A 26,989-nucleotide genomic window follows, 5' to 3' on the forward strand; every position below is an offset into this window, starting at 1 on the left:
TAATATCATGAAAGTATTGAAAACATTAACATTTATAGGAATTTTAATATTGAGTTTATATTCCTTTACAGCAGTATTTCAGGATGGCTGGAATATACCCGAAAAGTATGTAAATATGGAGAATCCGACGAATCCTGATGAAGATCTGGCTATAGGAAAGGCCTTATACAGTAAGCATTGTAAATCATGTCATGGAAAGGAAGGTTATGGCGATGGCCCTAAAGCTGCAGAAATGAATGGAGACTTAGGAGATTTTTCCAGTGAAGAATTCCAGGAGCAAACGGATGGCGTACTTTTCTACAAAACATCGTTTGGAAAAGATGATATGCCAGAATACACGAAAAAAATTCCAGAGGACGAGGACAGATGGCTAATAGTAAATTATATGCGAACATTAGCCGAATAATTTTTTTGCTTCCATTTGAAAAAAAACCGAACGACATGTTCGGTTTTTTTTTCGAATTAAACGCCGTTAATATCAGTTTTTTATCAAAAATCAAAAATGCCAAACATGACATAAGTCATCAAATTTCAAGGTTTTACGCATTATATTTAGTCTTCTAATAGATTGTTGGTTTTATTCAAACAGTAATTATGGAAGACGATAAAATACACCCTGATTCTAGAAGAAGGTTTCTAAAAAAACTGTCCACTGGAAGTATTCTTGCAGCAACCGGGCTAGCATTTAATTCACTTTCCTCCTGTAAGGATAAATCATCGGAAAAATCAACCTTATTAACTCCAGATGGCAAACTAGTCCAAGTGCCCAATTCAGAAATTGAAGCCATGGAACACTTGTACCATGGCGCACCACCAGACGAAGCACGTGAAGGTATTCCCGGAAAAAAATTTGTCATGGTTGTAGACTTAAGTAAATGCAAGAATGCCAGAAAATGTATTCAGGCCTGCGATAAACATCATAATCTAACTCCGGAAAGACCCTATATAAAGGTTCTTGAAATGAAAGACAATGAAAAATCTTCTCCTTATTGGATGCCAAAAAAATGCTTTCAGTGTGACAACCCCCCCTGTGTAAAAGTTTGTCCCGTTGGCGCCACCTTTAAACGTACGGACGGTATTGTATTGATTGATAATGAACGTTGTATTGGTTGTCGTTTTTGTATGGCTGCCTGTCCCTATTCGGCAAGGGTATTCAATTGGGGTAACCCTCCTGAAGGCAAATTAGACATACCCTATTCTCCAGAAACCAGTCTTCCGAGCAAACAAGGTACCGTGGCAAAATGTGATTTTTGTCCTGAAATGCTCCGACAAGATAAACTTCCACACTGTGTTACAGCGTGTCCTAACGGGGTCATTTATTTTGGAAACGAACTTGAAGACTCTGTAACCAACGGAGAGGAGACTGTTAGATTAAGTACACTTCTAAAAGACAAGGCTGGGTACCGATACATGGAAGAATTAGGAACAAAGCCCCGTGTTTATTATTTACCGCCCGTTGATCGACTCTTCCCATTTGAAAAAGAAAACTCAGAAAACAGCACATCATGAGCAAGCAAAGTGAACATCAACAAGAGTTTCGTGAGAGAAGAGAAAAAGATCTTTTAAGACATATCATAAAAACCTCATTGAATTATAAACTATGGATTGCCTTTTTAATTCTTATTATTTTAATAGGAATGTATGGGTATTATCGCCAGCTAAAATATGGGTTGATTGTTACCGCCATGAGAGATTATACCTCATGGGGTATCTACATTTCTAACTTTGTGTTCTTCGTTGCCATTAGTCTTGTAGGATCCCTCTTCAGTTCTATTTTAAAACTAAATAAAAATGAATGGTCAAAGCCCCTTACAAGAATTTCTGAAATTATTGCTGTATCTGCTATCATATGTGCCATTGTCATTATAATTGTGGATATGGGAAGACCGGATAGATTCTTTTATGTCATTAGATATTTAAGAATTCAGTCGCCAATTATATGGGATGTGATCATTATTTCTACCTATCTGGTGATTAGTTTAATATTACTTTATTCGTCTTTACTCCCGGATCTTGCCCTTTGTCGTGATCGATTAACGGCAATCCCCCAATGGAAAAAAAAGTTATACCGCATGTTGGCTATTAATTGGCGAAACCACCCCAATCAACTTGACATGCTTCAAAAGGTGACTAAAATTTTAGCGATTTCGGTACTCCCTGTTGCTTTCGCCATACATACGGTTACATCTTGGCTGTTTGCAACCACATGGCGCCCTGGATGGGATAGTACTAACCTTGGGCCATACTTTGTTTCAGGGGCTTTTATGGCTGGTGCAGCAGCAATAATTATTGCTATGTATTTTATAAGAAAGTCTCTTCATCTAAAGGCTTATATTACAGAAGCTCATTTTGATAAAATGGGTAAGCTATTGGTTTTATTATCATTGGTATACCTATACTTTAACATTAACGAATACTTAGGACCTGCATTTAAAATGGTTGGGGTTGAAGGAGAACATATTATAGAGTTATTTGTTGGTAAATATGCACCAATGTATTGGTTTGTTCAATTAGGCGGCCTGGTTTTACCTATAGTTTTCTTGCTTTTTAAAGGCATGCGGCGATCCTTACCCATATTTATAATTTCAACATTTATAATATTGGGAGCATGGTTTAAACGGTTTTTAATTGTCATTCCATCTCTTCAGCATCCATATTTACCTATTCAAGGAGTGGATGAATCCTATTTGCATTACAATCCGACTTGGGAAGAATGGGCTATAACCCTTGCTTCATTTGCCTGGTTTTTATTAATTATTACCATTCTTATTAAACTATTTCCCATTATACCGATTCAAAAGCATGAACATGTTTCAAAACGCCATCCAATACTAAATTTTTAAAAAATGAAAGCAACGTTGTTTAATATTATTTGGGTTTTAAAAATATCATGGTCAGTGCTAATAATATTTTTCAGCTTTAATACAGTTTTAGCGCAAGAGGACGACATGATGGAAGACGCAAAAATAGAGTTATCCTTTATTGAAGATGCCGATTCTAAAATCATTGTTGCGACGGCAACAAATAAAAACGATGAGCCCATAGAAGACCTTGAGCTTTATTTTTATGTGAAGAGATCCTTTAGTAATTTACCCATTGGCGATTTTTTTAATGCCACGGATGAAACCGGCACGATTAAAGTTGAATTCCCAAATGATCTTCCGGGTGATCCCGAAGGGAATGTTGCCATTTTGGTTAAATTAATGGATTCAGATCTTTACAACGATATGACTCTTGAAACCATAAAAAAATGGGGAGTACCATCGCCCTCACCAAGCCAATTTCACGAAAAAAGATCACTTTGGGCGGCGGCGGCAAATGCGCCAATCCCACTCATTCTTATTATTAGTGCGTTGATTTTTTCTATTTGGTTTATTATATGCTATATCATATACATTTTATTTAAAATACGCAAAATAGGAATGGTAACATGAAATTAGTTATAATAACGCCAACATTTTTATAAGGCTAGGGAACCTATATTCAATATTAAGTGTGATTTTATTGTTCCTGGCTTTCATTGACAATTTATGCTCGAATCGTATTAAAATCCTATCCATTACCTTAAATATATTTATAGCATTCCTATTCGCAGGATCCATGTAACACACCTATGGTTTGGTCATGAAATGGTACCTATCCGGACATGCGCCATGGAGTAATGGGTACGAAGCATTACTTTTAGTTTCCTGGGCAAGTTTATTGGCGGGATTTAGTTTTAGCAAATATTCCAGGATTACTTTAGCAGCCACTACCCTTTTGGCATTTTTGACCTTAATGACCGCCAGTCATAGCAGTTACGATCCACAATTAACAAACTTGCAACCTGTTCTCAAATCGTATTGGTTAATAATTCATGTCGCAACATTAACCATTAGTTATGGTTTTTTAGGACTAGGATTGGTATTAGGGCTGTTTAACATGGTTATTTATATTCTGAAAACGAATCATAATTATAAGAGATTATCTTTAATAACCAAGGAATTACCCTATATAAATGAAATGACTATAACTATAGGTTTATTATTAGCTACGGTAGGAACCTTTTTAGGTGGGGTATGGGCCAATGAGTCCTGGGGGCGCTATTGGGGATGGGATGCTAAAGAAACCTGGGCCTTGGTTATCACAGTGGTCTATACCATAATCATTCACTTACGGTTAGCCCCAAAAATTAAGGGTGAATTTATCTTTAATGTGGCATCTATTATTGGTTTTGGATCGGTGCTAATGACTTTTATCGGTGTCAATTACTATTTCACCAAAGGATTGCATAGCTACGGCAGTGGCGATACACCGGTATTCCCAATTTATCTTTGGTTTGTATTAAGTTTTATAATAGCTCTTATAATCATTGCAGGTATAAACAAGCGTAGAATCGATAAATTCCAATATCAGGTGGAAGAATCATAAGTATTACATTATCATCAATAAAAAAAGCGCAACATGCTTTGTTGCGCTTTATCTATCTAGGATTAATTATTTATGATACCAATTCTTCATGCACTCTTTCGGTATTGATGGCCTCTTTAAGTGCGTTTTTTTGCTTAATTAATAATGATTCCGTACTAGAAGGTAAGGTTTCATCTTTAAGAATTTCATTATATTCTTCTAAACTTGCTTTTTCGCCTTTTATGGCCTCTTCCAGAATAACTTCCTCATCATTTGATGAAAACAACGATTTTAAGGTCATCCAATTTCTATGGACTATTCCTTTGAAACTACCTGAAGCCTGAGGTTCTTCACCAAATCGCAAAATTTCAGTCCTTAATTCCTTGGCAAATTCACTGCGTTCAGTGGCACATTTCTCAAAGAATAATTTCAATCTTGGACTGTATATGCTATTTGCGGCATTAAGATATCCTTTTTCCGCATCATAATTCTTAATTAATAATTCATTTAATTTTTTTGAAATTTTTTCAGTGTACTTCATTATCATTTGCATTTTTAAATTTCAATAAATTCTTTAGAGATGCGTATTGTTTCACATCTGCAACTATAGTATACAGGAATATGTGCCTCATGTCAAATAAATTAACATAAATTAGTATTTATAACGTGACTTTAACACTATTGGACACCATTTTAACAAAACTCAATAAACACTTACATACGTATTGAAAAATATGAATAAATCAAAAATACCGCAGCATAAAATGAAAATTACAAAAAGAATGCTATAGAGAAATGGTTCTGACTAAAGAAATAATCATAATTTTTAAGTGCACTCAAAATAGTTTAGCCTATTTTACCTTATCTTTTCTTAAAAAAAGTATTCCGTTTATAATACGTTGAGTCCCTATGGAAATTATTTATACTTTTATACCCTTTCAATTAGAAAACCATGAAGCATAAGATATTTCTTTTAGCCCTTTCAGGCTTATCCTTTGTCTGTTGCTCAAACCCGACAATCCCTTTATACGTTGGCACTTATACGTCCGGCGACAGCGAAGGCATTTACCAATTCCAGTTTAATACGGAAACCGGTGCGCTTGGCGCTTTGCAATTAGCTGCAAAAACAACAGATCCTTCGTATTTATGCTACTCACCAGACCGCCACTATTTATATGCCGTTAACGAGACCAAAAAAGGTTCGGTATCCGCTTTCAAGGTGGATTCCAATGGTTTGCTGTCCCATCTCAATACGGTAGAAAGCCATGGTGCCCACCCCTGCCATATTGCCATCAATGATGCTGGCAATAAAACCGCTGTTTCCAATTATTCCGGAGGTAATGTTTCCTTATTTACAATTAATGACAATGGCACACTAAACCCTGCTTTTCAAGTCATAAACCACAATACCGATTCCATTGTTTCCCATGCTCATTCCGCGGCCTTTTTAAGATCGTATTTATATGTAGCTGATTTAGGAAAAAATGCCGTGTACGAATACACTTTAGAAAACCATAACTTTAAGCTGCTAGATTCCAATATTGTGCCATTACCATCCAAATCCGGACCCAGGCATTTCACATTTACAGCGGATGGGAAATTTATATATATTATAAACGAACTTTCGAGTACCATTACTTCGGCTCAAAAAACAAATGATGGATTCGAGTGGATTGAGACCATTTCAACTTTAGCAGACGATTATAATATTGAAAGTTATTGTGCCGATATTCACCTGTCTGAGGATGAACGTTTTTTATACGGTTCCAATCGTGGCGAAAATTCCATAGTTGTATTCAAAAGAAATATTGAAAAAGGAACCCTTGAAAAAATTCAAAACATTGGCGTTAGAGGAGATTGGCCTCGAAACTTTACTTTGGATCCAACAGGTAAATTCTTATTGGTTGCCAATCAAAGAAGTGAAAATATTTCTGTTTTTAAAATAGATAACAACACCGGAACACTGTCTTTTATGCATGAGATAAAAATAGCATCACCCGTATGTTTGTTATTCTAAAACAGTGTGGTATTTTCAAAATAAAAACATGAAATAATTAAAAAAATATAGTATCTTTGCGCCCTTATTAATAACCCGAGGTCGTGAACCTCAACTAATTAATTATTATGCCAGTAAAGATTAGATTACAAAGACACGGTAAAAAAGGGAAACCTTATTACTGGATTGTTGCAGCAGATGCACGATCAAAGAGAGATGGTAAATACCTAGAAAAATTAGGTTATTACAATCCTAATACCAATCCAGCAACAATTGATTTAAGCGTTGATGGTGCCGTAAAATGGTTACAAAACGGGGCTCAACCAACTGATACGGCCAGAGCCATTTTGTCCTACAAAGGTGTTTTATTAAAGAAACATTTAGCCGGCGGTGTTAAAAAGGGAGCTTTAACAGAAGAACAGGCTGAAGAAAAATTCAATGCCTGGTTAGAGGAAAAAGCTGCAAAAGTACAAGCTAAAGCAGATGGCTTATCTAAAGCTGAGGCAAAAGCGAAGGCAGAGGCCTTGGCTGCTGAAAAAGCTGTTAATGAAGCTAGGATAGCTGCAGCAGCACCTGTTGTTGAAGAAGAAGTTGAGGAAGAAGAATCTCCTGCTGCTGAAGTTGAAGCAACAAACGAAGAAGAATAAAACGTTATTTTTCATACTTTTAAACTCCGATATTCATATCGGAGTTTTTTTATTAAAATACGTTATGACCTTTTCCAGTAATGCTAACGATTTTTAAGGTTCATTAAACGTATCATAAGATTCGGAAAAGTCATTTTGAGTATCTGGTAATGTCAGTTCAGGTCAACATTTTAAACGATTTATCATGAACAAAGAGGATTGTTTTTATTTAGGTAAAATTGTAAAAAAATACAGTTTTAAAGGGGAAGTTTTGGCGAAGCTTGATACAGATCAACCAGAGGTTTATGAGCATTTAGAGACCATTTTTTTGGAATTGAGAAACAATTTAGTCCCTTTTTTCGTCGAATATGCCCAGTTACACAAATCGGAGCTACTTCGCATAAAATTTGAAGATGTTGACACGGAAGCAGATGCTGACACTATTATGAAAAGTAATCTTTTTTTACCTCTAGATCTCCTTCCAAAACTAGAAGGAAATACGTTCTACTTTCATGAAGTTATTGGATTTGCCGTAAAGGATAAAAATTACGGTGATGTGGGAACCATTAAATCTATAAACGACAGCTCTGCTCAAGCACTTTTTGAAATTGAAAGCAATGGAAAGGAAATTTTAATTCCCATGAACGATGAATTTATTCTTAAAGTTGATCGGAATACTAAAACCATTTTGGTTGAAACACCCGAAGGCCTAATTGACTTAAATTTTTAGGCTATACCGCAAGAGTTCTATTTGCTCTAATGGCATTCATTGTGACATGGAGTATATCACGCTGTCCCACTAACAATTTACACAAAGACAAACTCAAGTTAATTTCCTGTAGTAAGCTATTATAATTATCAATACTCCATTGTATAACACTGCAAACCTGATCCAGCAATTCTCGCTCATTACCCTTCTTCAGTAAGGGTCTCATATTTTTCCAAATAATATGATACCTGCTACTTAGCCTGTTTAATCTATCGAAGCTTTGTGGTTCAGCGCCAAGTTTAGTAATTTCTTTCTGTAATGCTCTGGAAAATTCATTTCTTTCAAAGCCACGTTCACTAAAAAAAGCCTTAAACTCATTATCATCGACTAATTCAGAAGCATCTAAATAAATCTTTTCTGCTTCATAGTTCATCATCAATACATTATTGATTTTAGTAATAACTTTCTCTGAAATATTCATGTTAACAATTCAACTTTTTTAAACTAACTACGTAAATATAACTAAAAACAGATGCGATAAGTATAAATTTTAACATAGTTTATCTACATCTTTTTAACATTTAAAAATACTCTTGTAATTTTCTAAACCCTTTACTTATTCATAATTTAGTATCCAAAAATCAAGATGTCGAACAAGCCATTTGTTTTTAAGGCGTTTAGGGTTAAACAAGATCAATGTGCCATGAAAATTGGGACAGATGGGGTATTACTTGGCGCATGGGCCTCTATTGACCACAATCCCGCTTCCATATTAGATATTGGAACTGGAACTGGAATTATTAGTTTGATGCTGGCACAACGCAGTTCAGCCAAACTTATCGACGCTATAGAAATTGATGGTGATGCCTATGAACAGTGTGTTGATAATTTTGAACATTCGCCATGGAGTGATCGGCTGTTTTGTTACCATACTTCACTCAACAAATTTGTTGATGAAATCGAAGTCAAGTATGATCTTATAGTTTGTAACCCCCCTTTCTATTCGGAGGACTATCGAACAAAAAACAATCCTCGCAATTTGGCCAGATTTCAAGACGCCTTACCTTTCGACCATTTAATAGCCTGTGTCTCCAAATTACTGCTTGATAATGGTAATTTTTCTGTTATCATCCCTTTTAAAGAAGAAGATCAATTCATTGCAACTGCATTTAAATACGGACTATATCCCATTACCATTATGCATGTTAAGGGGACACCAAGTTCACAAATTAAACGCAGTTTATTAAGGTTTTCGTTCCGCAAAGGTAATGCTAGAAGGACCCAATTAATTATTGAAGCTAAAAGACACCAATACACCCAGAAATATAAAGATCTCACTCAAGATTTTTATTTAAACATGTAACCATTTAAATTATTTTATTCTTAGTAAAATCCGTGTTTTATTCTTAATTTTAAATAATTTTGCCTAAATACTGAATAAAATTTAATTTCATGAAACCAGATTTATTTGAAGCCCCTGATTATTATAATCTAGACGAACTTTTAACAGAAGAACATAAATTGGTTCGTGATGCTGCTCGGGAATGGGTGAAACGCGAAGTGTCTCCAATTATTGAAGATTATGCCCAAAAAGCAGAATTTCCAACACAAATAATAAATGGCTTGGCCGAAATAGGTGCCTTTGGACCGTATATTCCCATGGAATATGGTGGTGCCGGATTAGATCAAATTTCTTATGGATTAATCATGCAGGAAATCGAGCGAGGCGACTCCGGTATACGCAGTACCGCCTCTGTACAATCCTCTTTAGTCATGTATCCCATTTGGAAATACGGTAATGAAGAACAACGTCAAAAATATCTGCCAAAATTATCCAGTGGGGAATGGATAGGTTGTTTTGGATTAACAGAACCCGACCACGGAAGTAATCCTGGCGGGATGACCACTAATTTTAAAGATAAGGGAGACCACTATTTATTAAATGGTGCAAAGATGTGGATCAGTAATGCCCCTTTTGCCCAAATTGCAATTGTATGGGCTAAAAATGAAGAAGGCCGTATTCATGGACTAATTGTTGAACGTGGTATGGAGGGATTTTCAACACCTGAGACTCATAATAAATGGTCCTTACGCGCGTCTTCTACAGGTGAACTTATTTTCGACAACGTTAAAGTCCCTAAGGAAAACTTACTACCCAATAAATCAGGTTTGGGTGCGCCTTTAGGTTGTTTGGATTCAGCTCGTTATGGTATTGCTTGGGGAGCCATTGGTGCAGCCATGGATTGTTATGATACTGCTTTGCGCTATAGCAAGGAGCGCACTCAATTTGGAAAACCGATTGGACAGTTTCAATTACAACAAAAAAAGCTTGCTGAAATGATTACTGAAATTACGAAAGCGCAACTGCTCACCTGGCGATTAGGGGTATTACGGAATGAGGGTCGTGCCACCTCAGCACAAATTTCCATGGCCAAACGTAATAATGTTGATATGGCTATTCATATTGCGAGAGAGGCTCGTCAAATTCTAGGTGGTATGGGTATTACAGGTGAATACAGTATTATGCGCCATTCCATGAACCTTGAAAGCGTCATTACTTATGAAGGCACCCACGATATCCATTTATTAATAACCGGATTGGACATCACCGGACTTAATGCATTTAAATAATTCATAAAACAAGAAATCCATACATAATTAATCTTTTTTTATAGAATTGCAAGATTTCATTAATTTATATCTTTGCAAAAAATTCAAAAATGAAAAAGATTAATTATGTATTGGCATGTTATTCTATTATTATAGGCCTGGGTTGTTCTACACAACATTTACAGGATAATAATATTAATGAAGATTTCAATGAATCGGAAAGCCTTCAAACCACTTTCAGAATCTTAGCTTTAGGTGACAGTTATACTATCGGGCAAAGCGTATGTGAAAGTTGTAAATTTCCTGAACAATTAAAGGACAGTCTTGTCCGTAAATTTGAAGCCAATTATCAATTTGAACTAAAAATTATTGCTACCACTGGATGGACTACGACCAATTTAATTCGTGCCATTGAAACGGAAAACATCACTAATGAATATGATTTAGTTACACTCTTAATAGGTGTTAATAATCAGTATCAAAACAAATCCTTTTCCATATACGAATCAGAATTTCCGGAACTTGTAAATACAGCCATTGCTAAGGGGAAAAGTGACAAAAATAACTGCATAGTTATTTCTATACCAGACTATGCCTATACCCCTTTTGGGAATGGAAATGAGTCCATTTCATCCGACATTGATTCTTATAATAATTTTGCTGAAAATTATTGTGAAACAAATGGTATTACTTATATAAATATCACACCCATTACAAGATTAGGATTAGAACAACCTGAATTAGTGGCTTCAGATGGGTTACATCCCTCAAAATTAGCTTACAGCAAATTTGTAGAACTCATGTTGCCTTATGCCATAAATAAGCTAAAAGATTAATCTTTTTTATCTCAACCTTACCACATATAAATTCAATTAAAGAATTAAAGTTTTACTGATTATCTCCTCATAAATGTACTTACAAAACTTATATTTGTAAAAAGTTTTGCCTTGCATAAAACAGTTGCTGTAAGTTTGGTTTTCTTGTATGTCATAGCCATGTTAAGGCCTATACAACCTTATTTGGAATATGCTCTTAACCATGAGTATATTGCCAATTTTTTGTGTATGAATAAGGAAAAACCTGAACTGCAGTGTAATGGGAAATGTCATTTAACCAAAGAACTAAAAAAACAGCAGGAACAAGAACCATTTTCGGCATTGTCTGTTTCTATGGAGCATTACCCCATAGGATTTGTTACCATTTTTCAAATCAATGGATTATCAATTTGCTCTTTGAACGTTAATCGCATATATTCTTATAATCGTCTATATCAATTTAACTATTGTCAGGATAAGTCACAGCCTCCAGAGCTTGTCTAATCCGTTTTCTTCTTCTCTTTAGAAGATTTTATCAAAGACTTCATTATACATAGTAAATATTTTAAACATAATACAATGAAACATTTTTTCATTGCAATGCTATGCGTTGCAACAACTTATATACATGCTCAGCATGAGCATCATAATCATGAAGCACACATGCAACCGAATTTATGGACCAATAACAGAGCAGACGGTCATGCGCCTATTTCTGTAATGGGAGATCACATACATCACAAAGGAGGGGTTATGATTTCTTATCGCTATATGACTATGGACATGAGAGAATTAAGAGAAGGCACCAACGATAAAACAAATGCTGACGCACATGCCAAATACATGGTAGCACCTCAAGATATGGTTATGAACATGCATATGCTGGGGGCCATGTATGCCCCATCGAATACCTTAACCTTTATGGTTATGGCTAATTACTTAGAACAGAGCATGAATTTACAAATGCGTGACGGTAATCAATTTTCAACCCGAACCGATGGATTTGGTGACCTTTCTATAAATACCCTTTATAGGATATTTAATAAAAATCAAAAAGCCATGCATGGACAATTAGGCCTATCTTTACCCACCGGAAGCATAGAAGAAAAAGCCGTTTTACCCATGTCTATGGGTAATGCTTTGCAGTTACCCTACCCCATGCAAACGGGCACAGGGTCCTTTGGCGTAAATTTGGGGTTAACTTATTTGGGACAGAACAATAAATTATCCTGGGGGCACCAACTTATGGCAGCCTTAAGTTTAAATGAAAATGACCAAGATTACAGATTTGGAAACCGTTATAGTCTAAACCATTGGCTGTCTGCTAGAGCGGGAAATAATTTAAGTGTTTCCATAAGAATAGAAGGTCTGTTTATTGATGAAATTCATGGCTCAAGCCCACTGCTAAATCCCATGATGGTAAGCACAGCGGATAGTTCTAACTCGGGAGCAACAATCGTTAATTCTGGTTTTGGTTTAAACTATATGATTACCAATGGTCACTTAAGAGATTTTAGGGTTTCTGCCGAAATTTCAACACCACTTTACCAAGATTTAAATGGGATTCAGTTAAAGCAAAACTACAATATCACATTTGGAGTACAGCAGGCTTTTCATTGAGCAATTCAGAATTTTAACAAAAATTTTTGATGGGATAAAAGGCAGCCTGTTATGTATACCTAATTAATTATTAAGGTTTTATGGTTAAACGAACCTTCAAAATGATTAAAGATTATTGTTTACATTTACCTCTATGTTTTCAACTAACAAAAGACTGAACAATGCTTACCAAAATGCTAAGGTAATCTATTTTGATGATGATGATAAATTCATCTTGTTTAGTGATTGTCATCGGGGGGATAATAGTTTTGCCGATGATTTTGCCAACAACAGAAACATCTATTACCATGCCCTAAAGCATTACTTCAATGAGGGATTTCATTATCTCGAAATCGGTGATGGTGATGAACTATGGGAAAACCTGTCATTTGAGGCCATTTTTAATGCTCATAAAAATGTTTATCTCTTGTTAAAACGGTTTTATCTAGCGGGTAGATTACATATGATATGGGGCAACCATGATATGGTATACAAAAATCCCGAGTATGTTGAAAAGCATTTGTCCACCTATTTTGAACCTAAATCTGGTGAAACAACAGATTTACTTAAGGGAATAACCTATCATGAAGGCCTTGTATTAAAACATCGCAAATCCGATCAGCTACTATTTTTAACTCATGGACATCAAGCCGACTGGTGGAATTTTGTTTTCTGGAAATTGAGCAGGTTTATGGTACGCATACTTTGGAAACCTTTAAACGTGATGGGCATTGCAGATCCGACAAGTCCTGCTAAAAATTACAGAGAACTTATAAAGGTTGAACGAAGAACTAAAAGATGGATTAGAGACAACAACAACCTTCTTACTATAGTTGGGCATACCCACAGGCCACGTTTTCCAGAACCAGGAGATGTCGCTTATTTTAACGACGGGAGTTGCGTGCATCCCAGAAGTATTACAGGTATTGAAATTGAAAATGGGATGATTTCACTCATCAAATGGCATATAGAAACCACAGATGATGGTGTCCTCAAAATTGTTAGAGTACTACTTGAAGGACCACAAAAATTAACATCGTATATAACCAGTTAAATATCTTGTTTGGATGATCCATTATTCCAATATTGTGGTTTGGCATCTTTAGTTTCTTGATTCCAATACCCTCTGGTTACTTTTCGTCCATCGAAGGTTTCCAGCTTTCGCTGAAACACCCATATGGTTGGGTTAAAAACCATATCAGTAACAGCAACGGTATACAATTGAGGGTCTTCTTCCGATTTTCTCTTATCTTCTTCAGTAATGACCTCGAATCCGTTATACTCTAATAAATCCTTCAAGAATTCCTTTCTGTTTTCAGTGACCCCTTTTTCAACAAAAGTAACTCTTGTATCCCCAATATTACCAAACATATGCTTTCCAGATAATGACATCGTATTTTTATTGAAGGTTAATACTCAATTCATAAATATATTCATATAGCGGGCTGTAAATACCAAGAATTAAAATACCTATAACGGTTATTAATAACCCCAATCTCATATATATTTTATTCTTAAAATATGGTATCGCATTATTACTCTTTCGTAAAAACATGGCCCTAACTACTAATAAATAGTAGTACAGGGAGATGGTTACGTTAACAACCGCTAAAAAGACCAAAAAATAGTACCCCTCGCTGGCGGCTGCTGTAAACAAAAAGAATTTACCAAAAAATCCGGCAACTGGAGGTATTCCAGCCAAAGAGAACAATGCAAGCATCATAATTAAGCTTAGGTTAGGGTTGGTCCTATACAGCCCCTCATAATCACTCATAAGTTCCTTACCTGTTTGAAGAGATATGGCTTGAACAACACCAAAGGCGGCCAAATTTGAAAATATATAAATTAAAACAAAATATATTACGGTTGCTGCTCCCAGTTGATTGCCTATAATCAATCCTAAAAGGATAAAACCGGCTTGAGCAATTGAAGAATACGCTAAAAAGCGTTTCATATTTTGCTGTCTAAGTGCAAACAAATTCCCTATAAACATGGTAGCAATTGCAATAATATAAAGCAGTTTTTCCCAAATTCCGATTAAAGGTTTTAATACTGTGAACAATAAAATCATTAAGATAAAAACTGCTGCACCCTTTGAAATAACGGATAAATAGGAGGCTATTGCTATGGGAGATCCTTCATATACATCTGCCGTCCAAAAATGAAATGGTACTAATGAAATTTTGAATGCAAGACCTGAAAAGAATAAAACAAAACCTAAGATGGTTAAACTATCAGGGCTTATAGCTGTAATAACATCACTAAAGTAAATCGATCCGCTTGTGGCATACAATAATGATATCCCCATAAGTGCTGTTCCCGAAGCCATAGCTGCCGATAGTATTAATTTTATACCGGCTTCACTGGATATACGCTTTGTGGTTTCATAAGCGGCCAAACCGGCTACAGGAAGTGTTGATAACTCCAGTCCTAAATAAAACATAAGGAAATCTCCAGAGGAGATCATAAAGTACATTCCAAAAAGAGAAGAGAACAGAAGGACAAAGAACTCAGTACCTCTTCCGTGTTTCATTATTTTTTCCTGTATCCAATCACCAGATTGTAACAATAAAATTAAAACTCCAACATTTAGAATACTTTTAAAACACTGAATTAAGGTGTTGGTTCGATACATCCCTCCGAACAAACTACCATCATCTAAATTAAAGAAACCAACAGCAGTATGTATTCCAAATAAAAAGATCGCCAGATGTATAACGGCATCTTTCTTGGCCTGAGTTATAAAAATCTCTCCTATTATCAGTAATAAAATAACTGCCAATAGTATGACCTCAAACCGCATTAACAAAAAGTTACTGAAATCCATTTTAGTTGTGTTCTTTAATTTTATAATAAGCCCTGTATAAAGGGTTGTAAACTTTCTAAAATCATATTACTAATCCAAAGTGGTGCCACACCAATACCTACTATAGGGACTAACAAAAGTAATATTCCCAATTTTTCAAACCATGTAACTCTTTCTAACTTTAGATAAGCTACATTTTTAACAGGTCCCATAAGCATTATACCAACGACTCTAAGAATATAAACTGCCGTTATCACTATAACCGTAACAGAAAGAATCGTGGCTATTCTAACAAATAAACTGTCGTTTTGAAAAGCTCCTACAAAAATGTTCATTTCGGCTACAAAACCACTAAATCCCGGAAGCCCCAGCGACGCCAATCCAGCTATCACATATATAGTGGAAATAAAAGGTATTACCTTAAGTAAGCCACCAAGTTCAGCAATATTTCTCGTATGCGTCCTTTCATAAATCATTCCGATTAATGCAAAAAACAAAGCGGTCATAAAACCATGTGAAAGCGATTGTATTATGGCCCCATTCCATGCCGTTTTATTTAACATTAAAAGTGCAAACAAGACCAATCCCAAATGACTTACGGAAGAATAGGCATTAATATACTTAAGATCGGTTTGTTTGATAGCACTAAATGCGCCATAAACTACCCCTATTACAGAAAGGATGATAAATATCCACGACCACTCTTTTGCGCCCTCCGGTAACAAATACATGGCCACTCTAAAAACGCCATACCCACCCAATTTCATTAGCACTCCCGCATGTAACATTGAAACTGCCGTAGGAGCTGATGCATGACCATCGGGAGACCAAGTATGAAATGGAAATAAGGCTCCTATAACTGCAAAACCAACAAAAGTCAACGGAAAAAATAACTTCTGTGCCTCGATTGGAATGTTAACTTTTGCGATTTCCAATATATTAAATGTTAAGGCTCCACCATCCGCATCCGAATTAAAATAGATCCCCAAAATTCCAATCAATAAAATAGCAGATGCACCCATAAGCATCAATGTTAATTTCATGGCAGAAAATTCCCTTGGTCCTGACCCCCAGATACCTATGAGTAAATACATTGGAATAACAGCAATCTCGAAAAAGACAAACATGGTGAAAAGATCCATTGAAATAAAGAATCCATAAACACCAATTGACAGTACAATAAGAGAAATAAAAAATTCTTTTGGCAAATCAAACATTTTCCATGAAATGAATACCCCGGCTAAAACCACAATAGAGGTTAACAGTAACAAAGCCACTGAAATGCCATCAACACCAACACTGTAATGTATATTAAAAGGTGCAAACCAAACTATATCTTTAGTAAACACCATGAGACTATCATTTACAGCCCGTTCCTTAAAATAACTAAACACCAAATTAATGGCCATACTTAGTTGAATTATACTTCCGATCATGGCTGTAATTCTGGCCTGTCTCAAGTTTTTAGTAAACAATAATACCGTAATGCTAATTATAGGTACAAGAATAAAAAGTGATAAAATATCCATATTAATTTGTTATCATGTCCAGAAATAAATAAACACCAATCCTATAACAACCGCTCCCGCAATAAATGCAAAGGCATAATCCTGTACTCTACCGGACTGCAATCCTTTAATTTTTTTTGATGTTCCCACCGTCGTATTTCCAATACCAACCATGGTCCCATCAACATACTTTCTGTCAAATTTTGCAATGGGCTCTGAAACTCTTTTAAAAAATATCTTCTTAGCCACAAACATATAAATCTCATCAAAGTAAAATTTATTACTCGTCCACTTATAAAACATTCCAAATCCAATCGCCCATTTATCAGCTAATGAGTTCTCTTTTTTATAAAATACCCAAGCCAAGGCAATCCCAATTAATCCTACTACAGTGGCAACAGCTGCCAAAGGATAATTTAAATGGGCTTCGAAACCTACCTTATTAGGCGATATAAATTCACTAAATGGTATAAATCCTACTGTCATACTTAGAAAAGCTAAAACCAAAAGTGGAAAGGTCATAGATAAAGGTGATTCTTTGGGGGTATGTTCATAGGTGTTATCCTTTCCCCAAAAAATTCCAAAGTAAATTCTAAACATATAAAAAGCTGTAAGCCCGGCAACGAATACCCCAACAAAATAAATCAGTTTATCCTGTTCAAAAGCTGCAACCAGTATCTCATCCTTACTCCAAAAGCCCGCAAAAGGTGGCACTCCCGAAATGGCCAAAGCTGCAATTAAAAAGGTGGTGTTCGTAATGGGCATATATTTTCGTAATCCCCCCATATCTTTTAAATAATTGCTGTGAACCGCATGGATTACCGAACCAGCTCCCAAAAACAATAAGGCTTTAAACATAGCATGGGTAAACAAATGGAACATTGAAGCCATAAAGCCCACACCCTCATGACCGTCATAACCCGAAACACCTAAGGCCAACATCATATAGCCCAATTGTGACATGGTAGAAAAGGCCAGAACGCGTTTAATATCGGTTTGAGTAATTGCAATAATGGCAGCAAATAATGCCGAAAAGGCACCAACATATGTCACTATATTGAGCACAAAGCCATTATCGACAAAGTAGTACATAGGGAATAACCGTGCTACTAAAAATATCCCTGCAACCACCATTGTTGCCGCATGTATCAATGCCGATACGGGCGTTGGACCCTCCATGGCATCGGGCAACCATATGTGCAATGGAAACATAGCAGACTTACCTGCACCTCCCATAAAAATCAATATTAAAGCCCAGGTTAAAGCAGACAACCCCATAAAAGAAGATGAAGCCCAATTTAATATGGCACTACCTTCAGGATTATTTAATGTTTCGAAATCAAATGTTCCGGTATAATATCCTACAATTAAGATTCCGATTAAAAATCCAAAATCGGCAAAACGGGTAACAACAAAAGCTTTTTTTGCGGCTGCAATAGCGGAGGTCTTGGTATAATAATACCCTATTAACAAATAAGAAGACACCCCTACCAATTCCCAGAAAATATAAATTTGGAACAGGTTGGTAGCCAAAACCAAACCAAACATGGAAAAGGTAAATAATGAAAGGAAGGCAAAGAATTTGGTATAGCCGTCATCACCTTTCATATAACCCCTACTATAAATATGTACCATAAGGGAAACAACTGATACAACAATGAGCATCATAACCGATATGGGGTCAATTAAAATACCCATGTCGATGTGAAGGCTATCGGTAAAATTCATCCAAACAGTCTTTTGAGAAAAAGTTTGAAAAACACCATCGACATTACCACTTACAAAAAAATATTGGTAGGCTGCATAAATTGACATCAATGCTGAGGCCAATAATCCAAATACGCCAACATAACCAGAAACTGAGGGTTTAATCCTTTGATTAAAGATTCCAAGTAGTAAAAAAACCACCAATGGAATGGCCGGAATTAATATTATGTAACTAATGTTCATATACTAAATCAATTAATACTTCATCACTTCAGTATCTTTAACTTCAACAGAACTTATCTGCCTGTAAAGATTTATAATTATGGCTACAGCCAGTGCCGTTTCTGCAGCGGCAACCGCAATAATAAATATTGAAAAAATAACACCCTGTAATATATCGGGATATAAATATTTGTTTATAATTACAAAATTTACAACTGATGCGTTCAAAATCATTTCTACCGATATTAAAATCGATATCAGATTCTTTCTTGTAAGAAATCCATAAACACCAATAAAAAATAAAATAGTAGTTAAGGTTAAGACATCGTAAATGGAAATACCTTCAATCATAATTACGTATGGGTTTTTGGGTTTAACTTCTTTCCTTTAGCAATTATAATAGCTCCGATCATGGCAGCCAATAACAGTACACTAATAACTTCAAACGGCAAGATGAATCCGCCTTCACCATAACTTAGTAGTTTTGAACCAATGTCTGAAGTAGTCGTAGTAAGGTTATTTTCTACTACATTGAAATGATACGAATAGATGGTTGTTAAAAACAAGCCTATGCCCAGTAAACAAGCAATCACTGTTGCAATCTGCCTTTTGGGTTTTGCCATTTCCAATTTCAGCTCTATATGATGAACCAATAATACGGAGAATATGATGAGAACAATTATTCCTCCGGCATATACCGTTAGTTGTATGGCCGCAAGAAAGTTATAATCAATCAGGAAAAAGATTCCTGCTACACCCACCAATACGAAAAGTAAATAAATAACCGAACGTAACATCTTTCTAGTACTAACGGCTGCTATGGCAAAACTTATCATGTTTAAAGCCAAAAGATAAAATAGTATTCTTTCCATAAGATATTAATCTTCTATGCCTGCCCTTAATTTGGAGTCAGGTTTATTTAAAACTCTTGTGAGCTTAGTTCTATCGTAAACTGAATTTTCAAAATTTTGTCCCCATTTAATAGCATCGGTAGGGCACACATCAATACATAGGCCGCACATTGTGCATAAGCTAAGGTGGTAGACGAACTTATCGATCTTCTTTCTCTTTTTTCCTGAGTATTCATCAATACCTCTGTCCCAGATAATCTCAATAGACCCATTTGGGCAGGCTATTTCACATTTCTGGCAGCCTGTACAGGCATGTTCATTGTTCTCGTCATGAGGCATAATAACCTCACCTCGAAACCTTTCGAACATCTTTAGCGTATCCCTGTTATCCGGATATTGTTGGGTAATGGCCCCTTTTCTGGAATTCAAGAAATACTTTCCCGTTACACTCATTCCTGTAAGCAAAGTTCTAATACCATGATATATGTTTGAAAAATAGCTCATAATTAAAATTGAATCGTTAATTTTTGCCAGACAATCAATGCCATAACCACTATGTTCACTAAATTAATTGGCAATAAATATTTCCATTCCAGAGTCAATAATTGATCAACCCTTAACCTCGGAAAGGTCCACCTAAACCACATCATTAAAAATACCAACGCAAAAGTTTTTATTAAGAACCAAATTATTCCCAACCACGGCAAGGACTCTGTAATTCCAAAAGGTGATAGCCAAGCTCCAAAAAAGACCGTTGTTGCAATTGCCGCTATAATGAACATATTTATGAATTCTGCTAAGAAGAAATAGGCGAATTTCATTCCAGAGTATTCCGTATGAAACCCAGCTCCCAATTCCGATTCAGCTTCAACCATATCGAAAGGTGCCCGATTGGTTTCGGCTGTCCCGGCTATCATAAATACCATAAATGCTATTACGGCTGGTATGTGCCCCTGAAGAATGAGCCATCCGTGTTTTTGAACTTCAACCATTTCAGAAAGCTGTAATGATCCTGTTAGTAAAACCATAGTCAACAGGGACAGCCCGACGGAGAGTTCATAACTTATGGTCTGTACACCGCTTCGCATTGCACCAATAAGGGAATATTTATTATTACTGGCCCAACCACCCAGTAGGATCCCAATGACACCAATGGAAGACACCGCAATTAAAAAGAAAATACCAATATTGATATCGAATGCTTGAAAACTCTTTGAAAATGGAATAAGACCGAGGGCCATTAACGACGAAATAATAACAAAATAGGGCGCCAGGTTATAGAGAAATTTATCTGCCTTCACCGTTCCTGTCAATTCCTTCGAAACCAATTTTAAAGCGTCAGCCATAGTTTGTAACAATCCTTGATAACCAACTCGGTTAGGCCCAATACGCAATTGGAACCATGCTGCCACACGTCGCTCCATGAACACCAAGAATAAACCGGCAACGGAAAAAATACCCAAATAAATTATAGCAATTATTATCATTTCCGTAATCTGAGCCGCGGTCTCAGGCATTATGCTGTTTAGCCAATTATGCAAATTCATTGTTAAGATGAAATCTATTTTCATTGTCTTTAATTATCTGTCAATATCAGGTATTACCAAATCTAAAGTTGCCATTGTCGCGACAAGGTCTCCTATTTTCCCTCCAACTGCAATATGATTTAACAAGGATAAATTTGAAAACCCGGGAGATCTAAATTTCAAACGGTAAGGATTTTTTGTACCAGTGCTTACAACATAAACGCCTAATTCGCCTCTTGCCGTTTCAACTTTTTGGTAATACTCTCCTTTTGGCAATTTAATTACTGCATTTGTGGCCACGCGATGTTCTCCCTCCGGAATATTATCGATTAATTGCTCTACTATGGACAGGGATTCCCACAACTCCTGGATACGCACAACATATCGTGCGAAGGTATCTCCTTGTGTTTGCAGAGCTTCAGTAAAAGTTACTTTATCCAAAGCACTGTAAGGATGGTACTTTCGAACATCACAAGAATACCCAGATGCTCTTGCTACAGGCCCTGAAGCTCCAAACGAAATAGCATCTTCTTTGGAAAGTACACCAACACCTTTTGTCCGTTTCTGAAAAATAATATTCTCAGTTAAAAGCCTGTCAAATTCAGGGATTTTAGTTTTAAAATGGACAATAAACTTCTTTACCCTGTTTACAAAGTTGGGATGAATATCCCACATCAATCCCCCCGGTACATTGTAATTCATGGTCAATCGTGCTCCACAAGTCTCCTCAAAAATATCATTGATCATCTCACGATCTCTAAATCCGTAGAAGTACGTCGTTAATGCTCCAACATCCATGCCCATAACACCCCACCATAAGCAATGAGATGCTATTCTAGTAAGTTCTCCTATAATCGTTCTTATTACTTTTACGCGATCTGGAACCTCTAGTTCAAGAGCTTTTTCTACTGTTAGACATACAGCTTCATTATTAATATGTGAGGACAAGTAGTCCATTCTATCCGTTAAATGCACAATTTGCTGGTAACTATCCCGTTCACACATTTTTTCTATGGAACGATGTATATAACCCAGATCCGGCTCAACCTTCTTAATAATTTCCCCATCGATAGTCAATAAAAGTCTTAGTACTCCATGGGTGGCGGGATGTTGAGGACCCATATTAATGAAGTATTCTTCTGATTTGAAATTATTTATGGTTGTGGTTTCTTGCATAGCTGTTACTTTATAACCATGTTTATGTCGTCTACATAATCTTTTCTAAGAGGAAAGCCATCCCATTCGTCTGTAAGGAAAAGCCGTTTTAAATTAGGATGGTTATTGAATTTTATTCCAAAAAAGTCATAGACTTCCCTTTCGTGGAACTCAGCGGTCCTCCATATATCGGAAACCGAATCGAAATTCGGGTTGTCTCGATCTTCAGTTTTAACTTTTACAACAACCATATGTCTGTGTTCGGTAGACTCCAGGTGGTAAACCACTCCTAGAGCAGGTTCCCAGTCCATTCCAGTCAGACAAAACAAGTAATTAAAATGGGTATCGGGATGTGTTTTTAATTTCAACATAAGCGCATGCAAATGCGTGGCAGGAACAATGATATTTAAGAATTCAGAGCCTTCTTCGGTAAATTCCAATAGGCTAGAAGGTTGCGGTTCTTGGGGTTCTTGAACTTCAGAAATTCCCTTTTCAGGTTTGTCATCTACAGGGACTTCCGGATTTGGAAACCAGCTTCCAATTAATTCTTTTAAGGCTGCATTAGTCATAATTACTTATTATAGATTCCTTCATCAAAACCATCAATCGGATCTTTCTTGGTTTTCATACTTTCTGTCCTAATTTTATCCTGAAGCATCAACATGCCCTCCAATAAGGCTTCCGGTCTTGGTGGGCAACCTGGAACATAAACATCCACGGGAATAACATGATCTGCCCCTTTCACTACCGAATAGGTATTATAAAAAAATGGCCCTCCGGAAATTGCACATGCACCCATGGCTATTACATATCTGGGCTCCGCCATTTGCTCATAAAGTCGTCTCAGAACCGGCGCCATTTTATTTACAATGGTACCTGCAATTATGATAAGATCGGCCTGTCTGGGAGAAGGTCGTGCTACTTCAAAACCAAATCTTGAATAGTCGTGCCTTGCTGCTCCGGTTTGCATCATTTCAATCGCGCAGCAACTTGTGCCGAAGTAGAGTGACCAAAGCGAATTCGATCGGCCCCAGTTAATAATTTTATCCAGTGAAGTTACTACAATGTTGGCACCATTACCAGCCGGAATCACTTTACCCGGAAAATCATCTGGAATTTTATATGTATTGTCTACTCCCATTTTAGCGCTCCTTTCTTCCATGCATAAAGCAGTCCTAAACCTAATATAAATAAGAAAATAAAAATTTCAATAAAAGCAATGCCTCCAAAATCACCAAAAACCACAGCCCATGGTACTAAAAAAGCAACTTCCACATCGAAAATCAAAAACAATATTGCAAATAAGTAATATCCAACCTTAAACTGAACCCAAGTTGGACCAATGGTTTTCATACCACTTTCGTAAGGATCTCTTTTTTGAGGACTATCTGATTTTGGTGAAATTAAATTAGACAGGAAATTTGCTCCTGCTACCAAAACAACGCCAGCTAAAAAAAATACAATAATCGCTTCTGAACCCATTTTCAAATGTTTTAAAATACCTGGTATATGTCTCCTGAGAAGAACAAATCGTCTGCCTTGACAAATTTAGAATCCTCCTTCACTTGTTTGGTCACTTCGTTTTCCCTCACTTCAAAGGTCTTGTCCTCAAAACTTCTTATGATTCCAGTCACTAATGGATATCTTAATCTTACCAACATTTGGTGTAATGTTGGATCTTCAGTTTTGGCGTCATGTATGAGTATATCTTCTTCCGTCACCCCATTTTCACCAATATTGACAACTTCCAATTTTATACCATTTAATACAAGTCCCTTATTCCTGTCTTTGCCAAAAATCATTGGTTTCCCATGCTCTACAAATAATTGCTTATCTTCCCTTACCGCGCGATTAGTAAATTCTTCATAAGCACCATCATTAAATATGGGACAATTTTGCAAGACTTCAATCAATGATGTTCCTTTAAAACGTTCTGCCTCAATAAAAATCTCCGACATATCCTTTGGGACATTGCCTCCAATGCGTGCAAAAAAACGTGCATTGGCACCCAAGGCTAATTCACCTGCCGAAAAAGGTGGTTGAGTATTACCATAAGGCGATGATTTTGTTCTTTGTCCAACTAATGATGTAGGTGAAAATTGCCCTTTAGTAAGTCCATAAATTTCATTGTTAAAAAGAATCACATTTAAATTCACATTTCTTCTCAAAACATGAATAAAATGATTTCCTCCAATCGCCATAGAATCGCCATCTCCAGTGATTACCCAAACACTTAAATCCGGATTAGCCAGTTTCACTCCAGTGGCTATTGCCGGAGCCCGACCATGAATACCATGCATGCCATAAGTATTCATATAATATGGAAATCGAGAAGAACAGCCAATTCCAGAGATAAAAACCACATTCTCCCTTCTTACTCCAATTTCAGGCAATGCTTTTTGTACAGCCCTTAAAATAACATAATCGTCACAACCTGGACACCATCTAACTTCCTGATCACTTTCAAAATCCTTATACGTATATTTTTCTACTGTCGTTTCCATATTATTTTAATACTTGTTTAAATTTTTCAACCAACTCACCATTACTAAATGGAAGCCCTTGAATTTTATTGAACTGCACAATATCCAAACCATTAAAATTAGATTTGAGTACTTTAGCCAACTGTCCGCTATTTAATTCACAAACCAAAATCTTTTTAAACTGCTTCAATACTTTCTCGGTATTTTTTGGAAGCGGATTAATATAATTAAAATGTACATACCCTATATTTCTGACACCTTCTCCATGGATGTGTTTTACCGCTGAATGCAAGGACCCATAGGTACCCCCCCATCCTACTACCAACACATCACCTTTAGCGGCAAACTCTGTTGTTAACTCCGGTATACAATTTTGAACTCGCTTAATTTTTTCGGCCCTTATCTTCGTCATATATTCATGATTCTCCGGGACATAGGATACATTACCACTAACGCGGTCTTTTTCCAATCCTCCTACTCTATGCTCTAATCCTGGTGTACCTGGAATGGCCCAATTACGAGCTAATGATTCATCATTTCTATCATAAGGATGCCAATTATCGGTAACTTCTTCAACAATATTATTTTTAATTTCAGGCATGTCCTTCACGGATTTAATCTTCCACGGAGCAGAGCCATTCGCTATATAGCCATCGGTCAATAGGATAACCGGAGTCATATACTCTACTGTAAGCTTTGCCGCCTGATAGGCATAATCGAAGCAATTGGCCGGCGTGCTTGCCGCTAAAACAATAACTGGACTTTCACCATTTCTTCCATACAGGACTTGAAGTAAATCTGATTGTTCTGTTTTAGTTGGTAACCCTGTCGATGGACCTCCCCGCTGTACATTTACCACTACCAAAGGTAGTTCCAGCATCATTGCCAATCCAATGGCTTCACCTTTTAAGGCTAAACCAGGCCCTGAGGTCGTAGTAATGGCCAAATTACCTGCAAAGGAAGCTCCTATGGCCGAACTAATTCCAGCAATTTCATCTTCGGCTTGAAGCGACTTTACACCAAAATGCCTATGTTTCACCAATTCATGTAAAATATCTGATGCCGGTGTAATTGGATAGGACCCTAAAAACAATTCTAAATTTGCTTTTTCAGCCGCTGCTAGAAAACCCCAGGCAGTGGCTGTATTTCCCATAATAATTCTATAGGTTCCGGATTCCATTTTAGCCGGAGATATAGTATATGCATTTGGAATGAGTTCCAAGGTTTCAGCAAAATAAAATCCTGTATTTAACACTTTAGTATTTGCCTCAATAATTTCAGGTTTGGATTTAAATTTTTTGTTGAAAAACTTAATCGTATGATCCAACGAACGATCATACATCCAATAGACCATGCCCAAGGCAAACATATTTTTAGTACGCGTAATACTTTTATTATCCAAGCCACTAATATCCTTAACGGCTTCCTTAGTTAAGGATGTCATGGCCACCTCAATAACTCTATAATTTGCTAAACTGCCATCCTCTAAAGGATTCGTCTCATATTGCGCTTTTTCAAGATTCTTTTTAGTAAATGCATCTGTATCCACGATAATAGTATGTCCAGGCTTAACGGCATGCAAATTCGTCTTAAGACCAGCGGGATTCATGGCTACCAATAAATCTACTTCATCTCCAGGAGTACTAATCTCAACACTTCCTATATGTACCTGAAATCCGGAAACCCCATACAAACTACCTTGGGGTGCTCTAATCTCTGCCGGGTAGTTTGGAAAGGTAGCTATATCATTTCCGAACATGGCCGACGTATCAGAAAATTGGGTCCCCGTTAATTGCATACCATCACCGGAATCTCCAACAAATCTAATGATAACTGCCTCTAAAGTTTCTGGTCGGGGTTTTATATTTGGTGTCATCATACCACAATAAAGTTAAAATTAACTAAATTTACCACATCTTAGTAAACTTAAAATGATGGCGTCCCAAAAATAATTTCACTTTTTAACAATAAATATGATATTTGTCAC

At 36.4% G+C, this 26,989-nt stretch carries 30 protein-coding genes; 14 read left to right on the forward strand and 16 right to left on the reverse strand.

Features of this window, described 5'->3' with window-relative positions:
* Nucleotides 1-7 precede the first annotated feature (7 nt).
* The 5 genes from MR054_RS02860 (at nt 8) to MR054_RS02880 (ending at nt 4,410) form a co-directional block, all read left to right on the forward strand.
* Nucleotides 8-406 (forward strand): c-type cytochrome, encoded by a 399-nt coding sequence (locus MR054_RS02860; protein ID WP_242156027.1) that lies wholly within the window; start codon nt 8-10, stop codon nt 404-406.
* Nucleotides 407-594: 188 nt separating this feature from the next.
* On the forward strand, nt 595-1,509 hold the full coding sequence (locus tag MR054_RS02865) for a 4Fe-4S dicluster domain-containing protein (protein WP_242084179.1): 915 nt from the start codon (nt 595-597) through the stop codon (nt 1,507-1,509).
* Complete coding sequence (gene nrfD / locus MR054_RS02870; protein WP_242156037.1) at nt 1,506-2,843, forward strand: NrfD/PsrC family molybdoenzyme membrane anchor subunit; 1,338 nt, start codon at nt 1,506-1,508, stop codon at nt 2,841-2,843. The genes MR054_RS02865 and nrfD overlap by 4 nt, the downstream gene beginning before the upstream one ends.
* A 3-nt stretch (nt 2,844-2,846) precedes the next feature.
* Entirely contained in the window at nt 2,847-3,434 is a 588-nt protein-coding gene (locus MR054_RS02875) for a hypothetical protein (RefSeq protein ID WP_242156043.1), read from the forward strand.
* A 190-nt stretch (nt 3,435-3,624) separates the two neighbouring features.
* Complete coding sequence (locus MR054_RS02880; RefSeq protein WP_242156059.1) at nt 3,625-4,410, forward strand: cytochrome c biogenesis protein; 786 nt, start codon at nt 3,625-3,627, stop codon at nt 4,408-4,410.
* A gap of 70 nt (nt 4,411-4,480) precedes the next feature.
* On the opposite strand, the gene MR054_RS02885 is transcribed toward MR054_RS02880, so the two are convergent.
* Entirely contained in the window at nt 4,481-4,930 is a 450-nt protein-coding gene (locus MR054_RS02885) for a ferritin-like domain-containing protein (RefSeq protein ID WP_242156060.1), read from the reverse strand.
* Nucleotides 4,931-5,341: 411 nt separating this feature from the next.
* Here MR054_RS02885 and MR054_RS02890 point away from each other — a divergent pair, with 411 nt between their 5' ends.
* From MR054_RS02890 to rimM, 3 genes are all read left to right on the forward strand, one after another.
* Nucleotides 5,342-6,406 carry a lactonase family protein gene (locus MR054_RS02890; RefSeq protein WP_242156062.1) on the forward strand — a complete coding sequence of 355 codons (1,065 nt, stop codon included), beginning with the start codon at nt 5,342-5,344 and terminating at the stop codon, nt 6,404-6,406.
* Between the two features lie 107 nt (nt 6,407-6,513).
* The gene (locus MR054_RS02895) at nt 6,514-7,032 is read left to right on the forward strand and encodes a 30S ribosomal protein S16 (RefSeq protein WP_242156064.1); all 519 of its coding nucleotides are present in this window, start codon (nt 6,514-6,516) and stop codon (nt 7,030-7,032) included.
* Nucleotides 7,033-7,216: 184 nt separating this feature from the next.
* Nucleotides 7,217-7,741: a ribosome maturation factor RimM gene (gene rimM / locus MR054_RS02900; RefSeq protein ID WP_242156066.1), complete on the forward strand. Its 525-nt coding sequence runs from the start codon at nt 7,217-7,219 to the stop codon at nt 7,739-7,741.
* A 1-nt stretch (nt 7,742) separates the two neighbouring features.
* Here rimM and MR054_RS02905 read toward each other — a convergent pair whose 3' ends face one another.
* Nucleotides 7,743-8,201 carry a DUF2383 domain-containing protein gene (locus MR054_RS02905; RefSeq protein WP_242156068.1) on the reverse strand — a complete coding sequence of 153 codons (459 nt, stop codon included), beginning with the start codon at nt 8,199-8,201 and terminating at the stop codon, nt 7,743-7,745.
* Nucleotides 8,202-8,423: 222 nt separating this feature from the next.
* On the opposite strand from MR054_RS02905, the gene MR054_RS02910 reads away from it, so the two are divergent.
* The 6 genes from MR054_RS02910 to MR054_RS02935 all read left to right on the forward strand — a co-directional run bounded on the left by MR054_RS02910 (nt 8,424) and on the right by MR054_RS02935 (nt 13,798).
* Nucleotides 8,424-9,083, forward strand: a complete 660-nt coding sequence (locus MR054_RS02910; RefSeq protein ID WP_242156070.1) for a tRNA1(Val) (adenine(37)-N6)-methyltransferase — start codon at nt 8,424-8,426, stop codon at nt 9,081-9,083.
* 89 nt (nt 9,084-9,172) lie between these two features.
* Nucleotides 9,173-10,351 (forward strand): acyl-CoA dehydrogenase family protein, encoded by a 1,179-nt coding sequence (locus MR054_RS02915; RefSeq protein WP_242084157.1) that lies wholly within the window; start codon nt 9,173-9,175, stop codon nt 10,349-10,351.
* An 89-nt stretch (nt 10,352-10,440) separates the two neighbouring features.
* The gene (locus tag MR054_RS02920) at nt 10,441-11,166 is read left to right on the forward strand and encodes an SGNH/GDSL hydrolase family protein (RefSeq protein ID WP_242156072.1); all 726 of its coding nucleotides are present in this window, start codon (nt 10,441-10,443) and stop codon (nt 11,164-11,166) included.
* Nucleotides 11,167-11,277: 111 nt separating this feature from the next.
* On the forward strand, nt 11,278-11,649 hold the full coding sequence (locus MR054_RS02925) for a hypothetical protein (protein WP_242156074.1): 372 nt from the start codon (nt 11,278-11,280) through the stop codon (nt 11,647-11,649).
* 75 nt (nt 11,650-11,724) lie between these two features.
* Nucleotides 11,725-12,765 (forward strand): transporter, encoded by a 1,041-nt coding sequence (locus MR054_RS02930; RefSeq protein ID WP_242084151.1) that lies wholly within the window; start codon nt 11,725-11,727, stop codon nt 12,763-12,765.
* Between the two features lie 133 nt (nt 12,766-12,898).
* A complete protein-coding gene (locus MR054_RS02935; protein WP_242156076.1) occupies nt 12,899-13,798 on the forward strand; it encodes a metallophosphoesterase family protein in 900 nt (299 codons plus the stop codon).
* On the opposite strand, the gene MR054_RS02940 is transcribed toward MR054_RS02935, so the two are convergent.
* From MR054_RS02940 to MR054_RS03005, 14 genes are read right to left on the reverse strand one after another with little or no spacing between them, the layout of a single operon-like run.
* The gene (locus tag MR054_RS02940) at nt 13,795-14,136 is read right to left on the reverse strand and encodes a hypothetical protein (protein WP_242156078.1); all 342 of its coding nucleotides are present in this window, start codon (nt 14,134-14,136) and stop codon (nt 13,795-13,797) included. The genes MR054_RS02935 and MR054_RS02940 overlap by 4 nt on opposite strands.
* 7 nt (nt 14,137-14,143) lie before the next feature.
* Entirely contained in the window at nt 14,144-15,571 is a 1,428-nt protein-coding gene (locus MR054_RS02945) for an NADH-quinone oxidoreductase subunit N (protein WP_242084145.1), read from the reverse strand.
* 20 nt (nt 15,572-15,591) lie between these two features.
* Entirely contained in the window at nt 15,592-17,079 is a 1,488-nt protein-coding gene (locus MR054_RS02950) for a complex I subunit 4 family protein (protein ID WP_242156084.1), read from the reverse strand.
* Nucleotides 17,080-17,091: 12 nt separating this feature from the next.
* Complete coding sequence (nuoL, locus tag MR054_RS02955) at nt 17,092-19,008, reverse strand: NADH-quinone oxidoreductase subunit L (protein ID WP_242084142.1); 1,917 nt, start codon at nt 19,006-19,008, stop codon at nt 17,092-17,094.
* Nucleotides 19,009-19,020: 12 nt separating this feature from the next.
* Nucleotides 19,021-19,338 carry an NADH-quinone oxidoreductase subunit NuoK gene (nuoK, locus tag MR054_RS02960; RefSeq protein WP_242084141.1) on the reverse strand — a complete coding sequence of 106 codons (318 nt, stop codon included), beginning with the start codon at nt 19,336-19,338 and terminating at the stop codon, nt 19,021-19,023.
* A gap of 2 nt (nt 19,339-19,340) precedes the next feature.
* Complete coding sequence (locus tag MR054_RS02965) at nt 19,341-19,859, reverse strand: NADH-quinone oxidoreductase subunit J family protein (protein WP_242084140.1); 519 nt, start codon at nt 19,857-19,859, stop codon at nt 19,341-19,343.
* Between the two features lie 6 nt (nt 19,860-19,865).
* On the reverse strand, nt 19,866-20,342 hold the full coding sequence (locus tag MR054_RS02970; RefSeq protein WP_242084139.1) for a 4Fe-4S binding protein: 477 nt from the start codon (nt 20,340-20,342) through the stop codon (nt 19,866-19,868).
* Nucleotides 20,343-20,344: 2 nt separating this feature from the next.
* Nucleotides 20,345-21,385 carry an NADH-quinone oxidoreductase subunit NuoH gene (gene nuoH / locus MR054_RS02975; RefSeq protein WP_242156086.1) on the reverse strand — a complete coding sequence of 347 codons (1,041 nt, stop codon included), beginning with the start codon at nt 21,383-21,385 and terminating at the stop codon, nt 20,345-20,347.
* A 33-nt stretch (nt 21,386-21,418) separates the two neighbouring features.
* Nucleotides 21,419-22,540 (reverse strand): NADH-quinone oxidoreductase subunit D, encoded by a 1,122-nt coding sequence (locus tag MR054_RS02980; RefSeq protein ID WP_242156089.1) that lies wholly within the window; start codon nt 22,538-22,540, stop codon nt 21,419-21,421.
* 5 nt (nt 22,541-22,545) lie between these two features.
* Nucleotides 22,546-23,088 (reverse strand): NADH-quinone oxidoreductase subunit C, encoded by a 543-nt coding sequence (locus tag MR054_RS02985; protein ID WP_242156090.1) that lies wholly within the window; start codon nt 23,086-23,088, stop codon nt 22,546-22,548.
* Nucleotides 23,089-23,090: 2 nt separating this feature from the next.
* Nucleotides 23,091-23,681 carry an NADH-quinone oxidoreductase subunit B gene (locus MR054_RS02990; protein WP_242084134.1) on the reverse strand — a complete coding sequence of 197 codons (591 nt, stop codon included), beginning with the start codon at nt 23,679-23,681 and terminating at the stop codon, nt 23,091-23,093.
* Nucleotides 23,651-24,001 (reverse strand): NADH-quinone oxidoreductase subunit A, encoded by a 351-nt coding sequence (locus MR054_RS02995; RefSeq protein WP_242084133.1) that lies wholly within the window; start codon nt 23,999-24,001, stop codon nt 23,651-23,653. The genes MR054_RS02990 and MR054_RS02995 overlap by 31 nt, the downstream gene beginning before the upstream one ends.
* Before the next feature lie 11 nt (nt 24,002-24,012).
* The gene (locus MR054_RS03000; RefSeq protein WP_242084132.1) at nt 24,013-25,023 is read right to left on the reverse strand and encodes a 2-oxoacid:ferredoxin oxidoreductase subunit beta; all 1,011 of its coding nucleotides are present in this window, start codon (nt 25,021-25,023) and stop codon (nt 24,013-24,015) included.
* Between the two features lies 1 nt (nt 25,024).
* Entirely contained in the window at nt 25,025-26,881 is a 1,857-nt protein-coding gene (locus MR054_RS03005) for a 2-oxoacid:acceptor oxidoreductase subunit alpha (RefSeq protein WP_242084131.1), read from the reverse strand.
* Nucleotides 26,882-26,989: the final 108 nt, after the last annotated feature.

Source organism: Aestuariivivens sediminis (assembly GCF_022662105.1).
Taxonomy (GTDB): domain Bacteria; phylum Bacteroidota; class Bacteroidia; order Flavobacteriales; family Flavobacteriaceae; genus Aestuariivivens; species Aestuariivivens sediminis.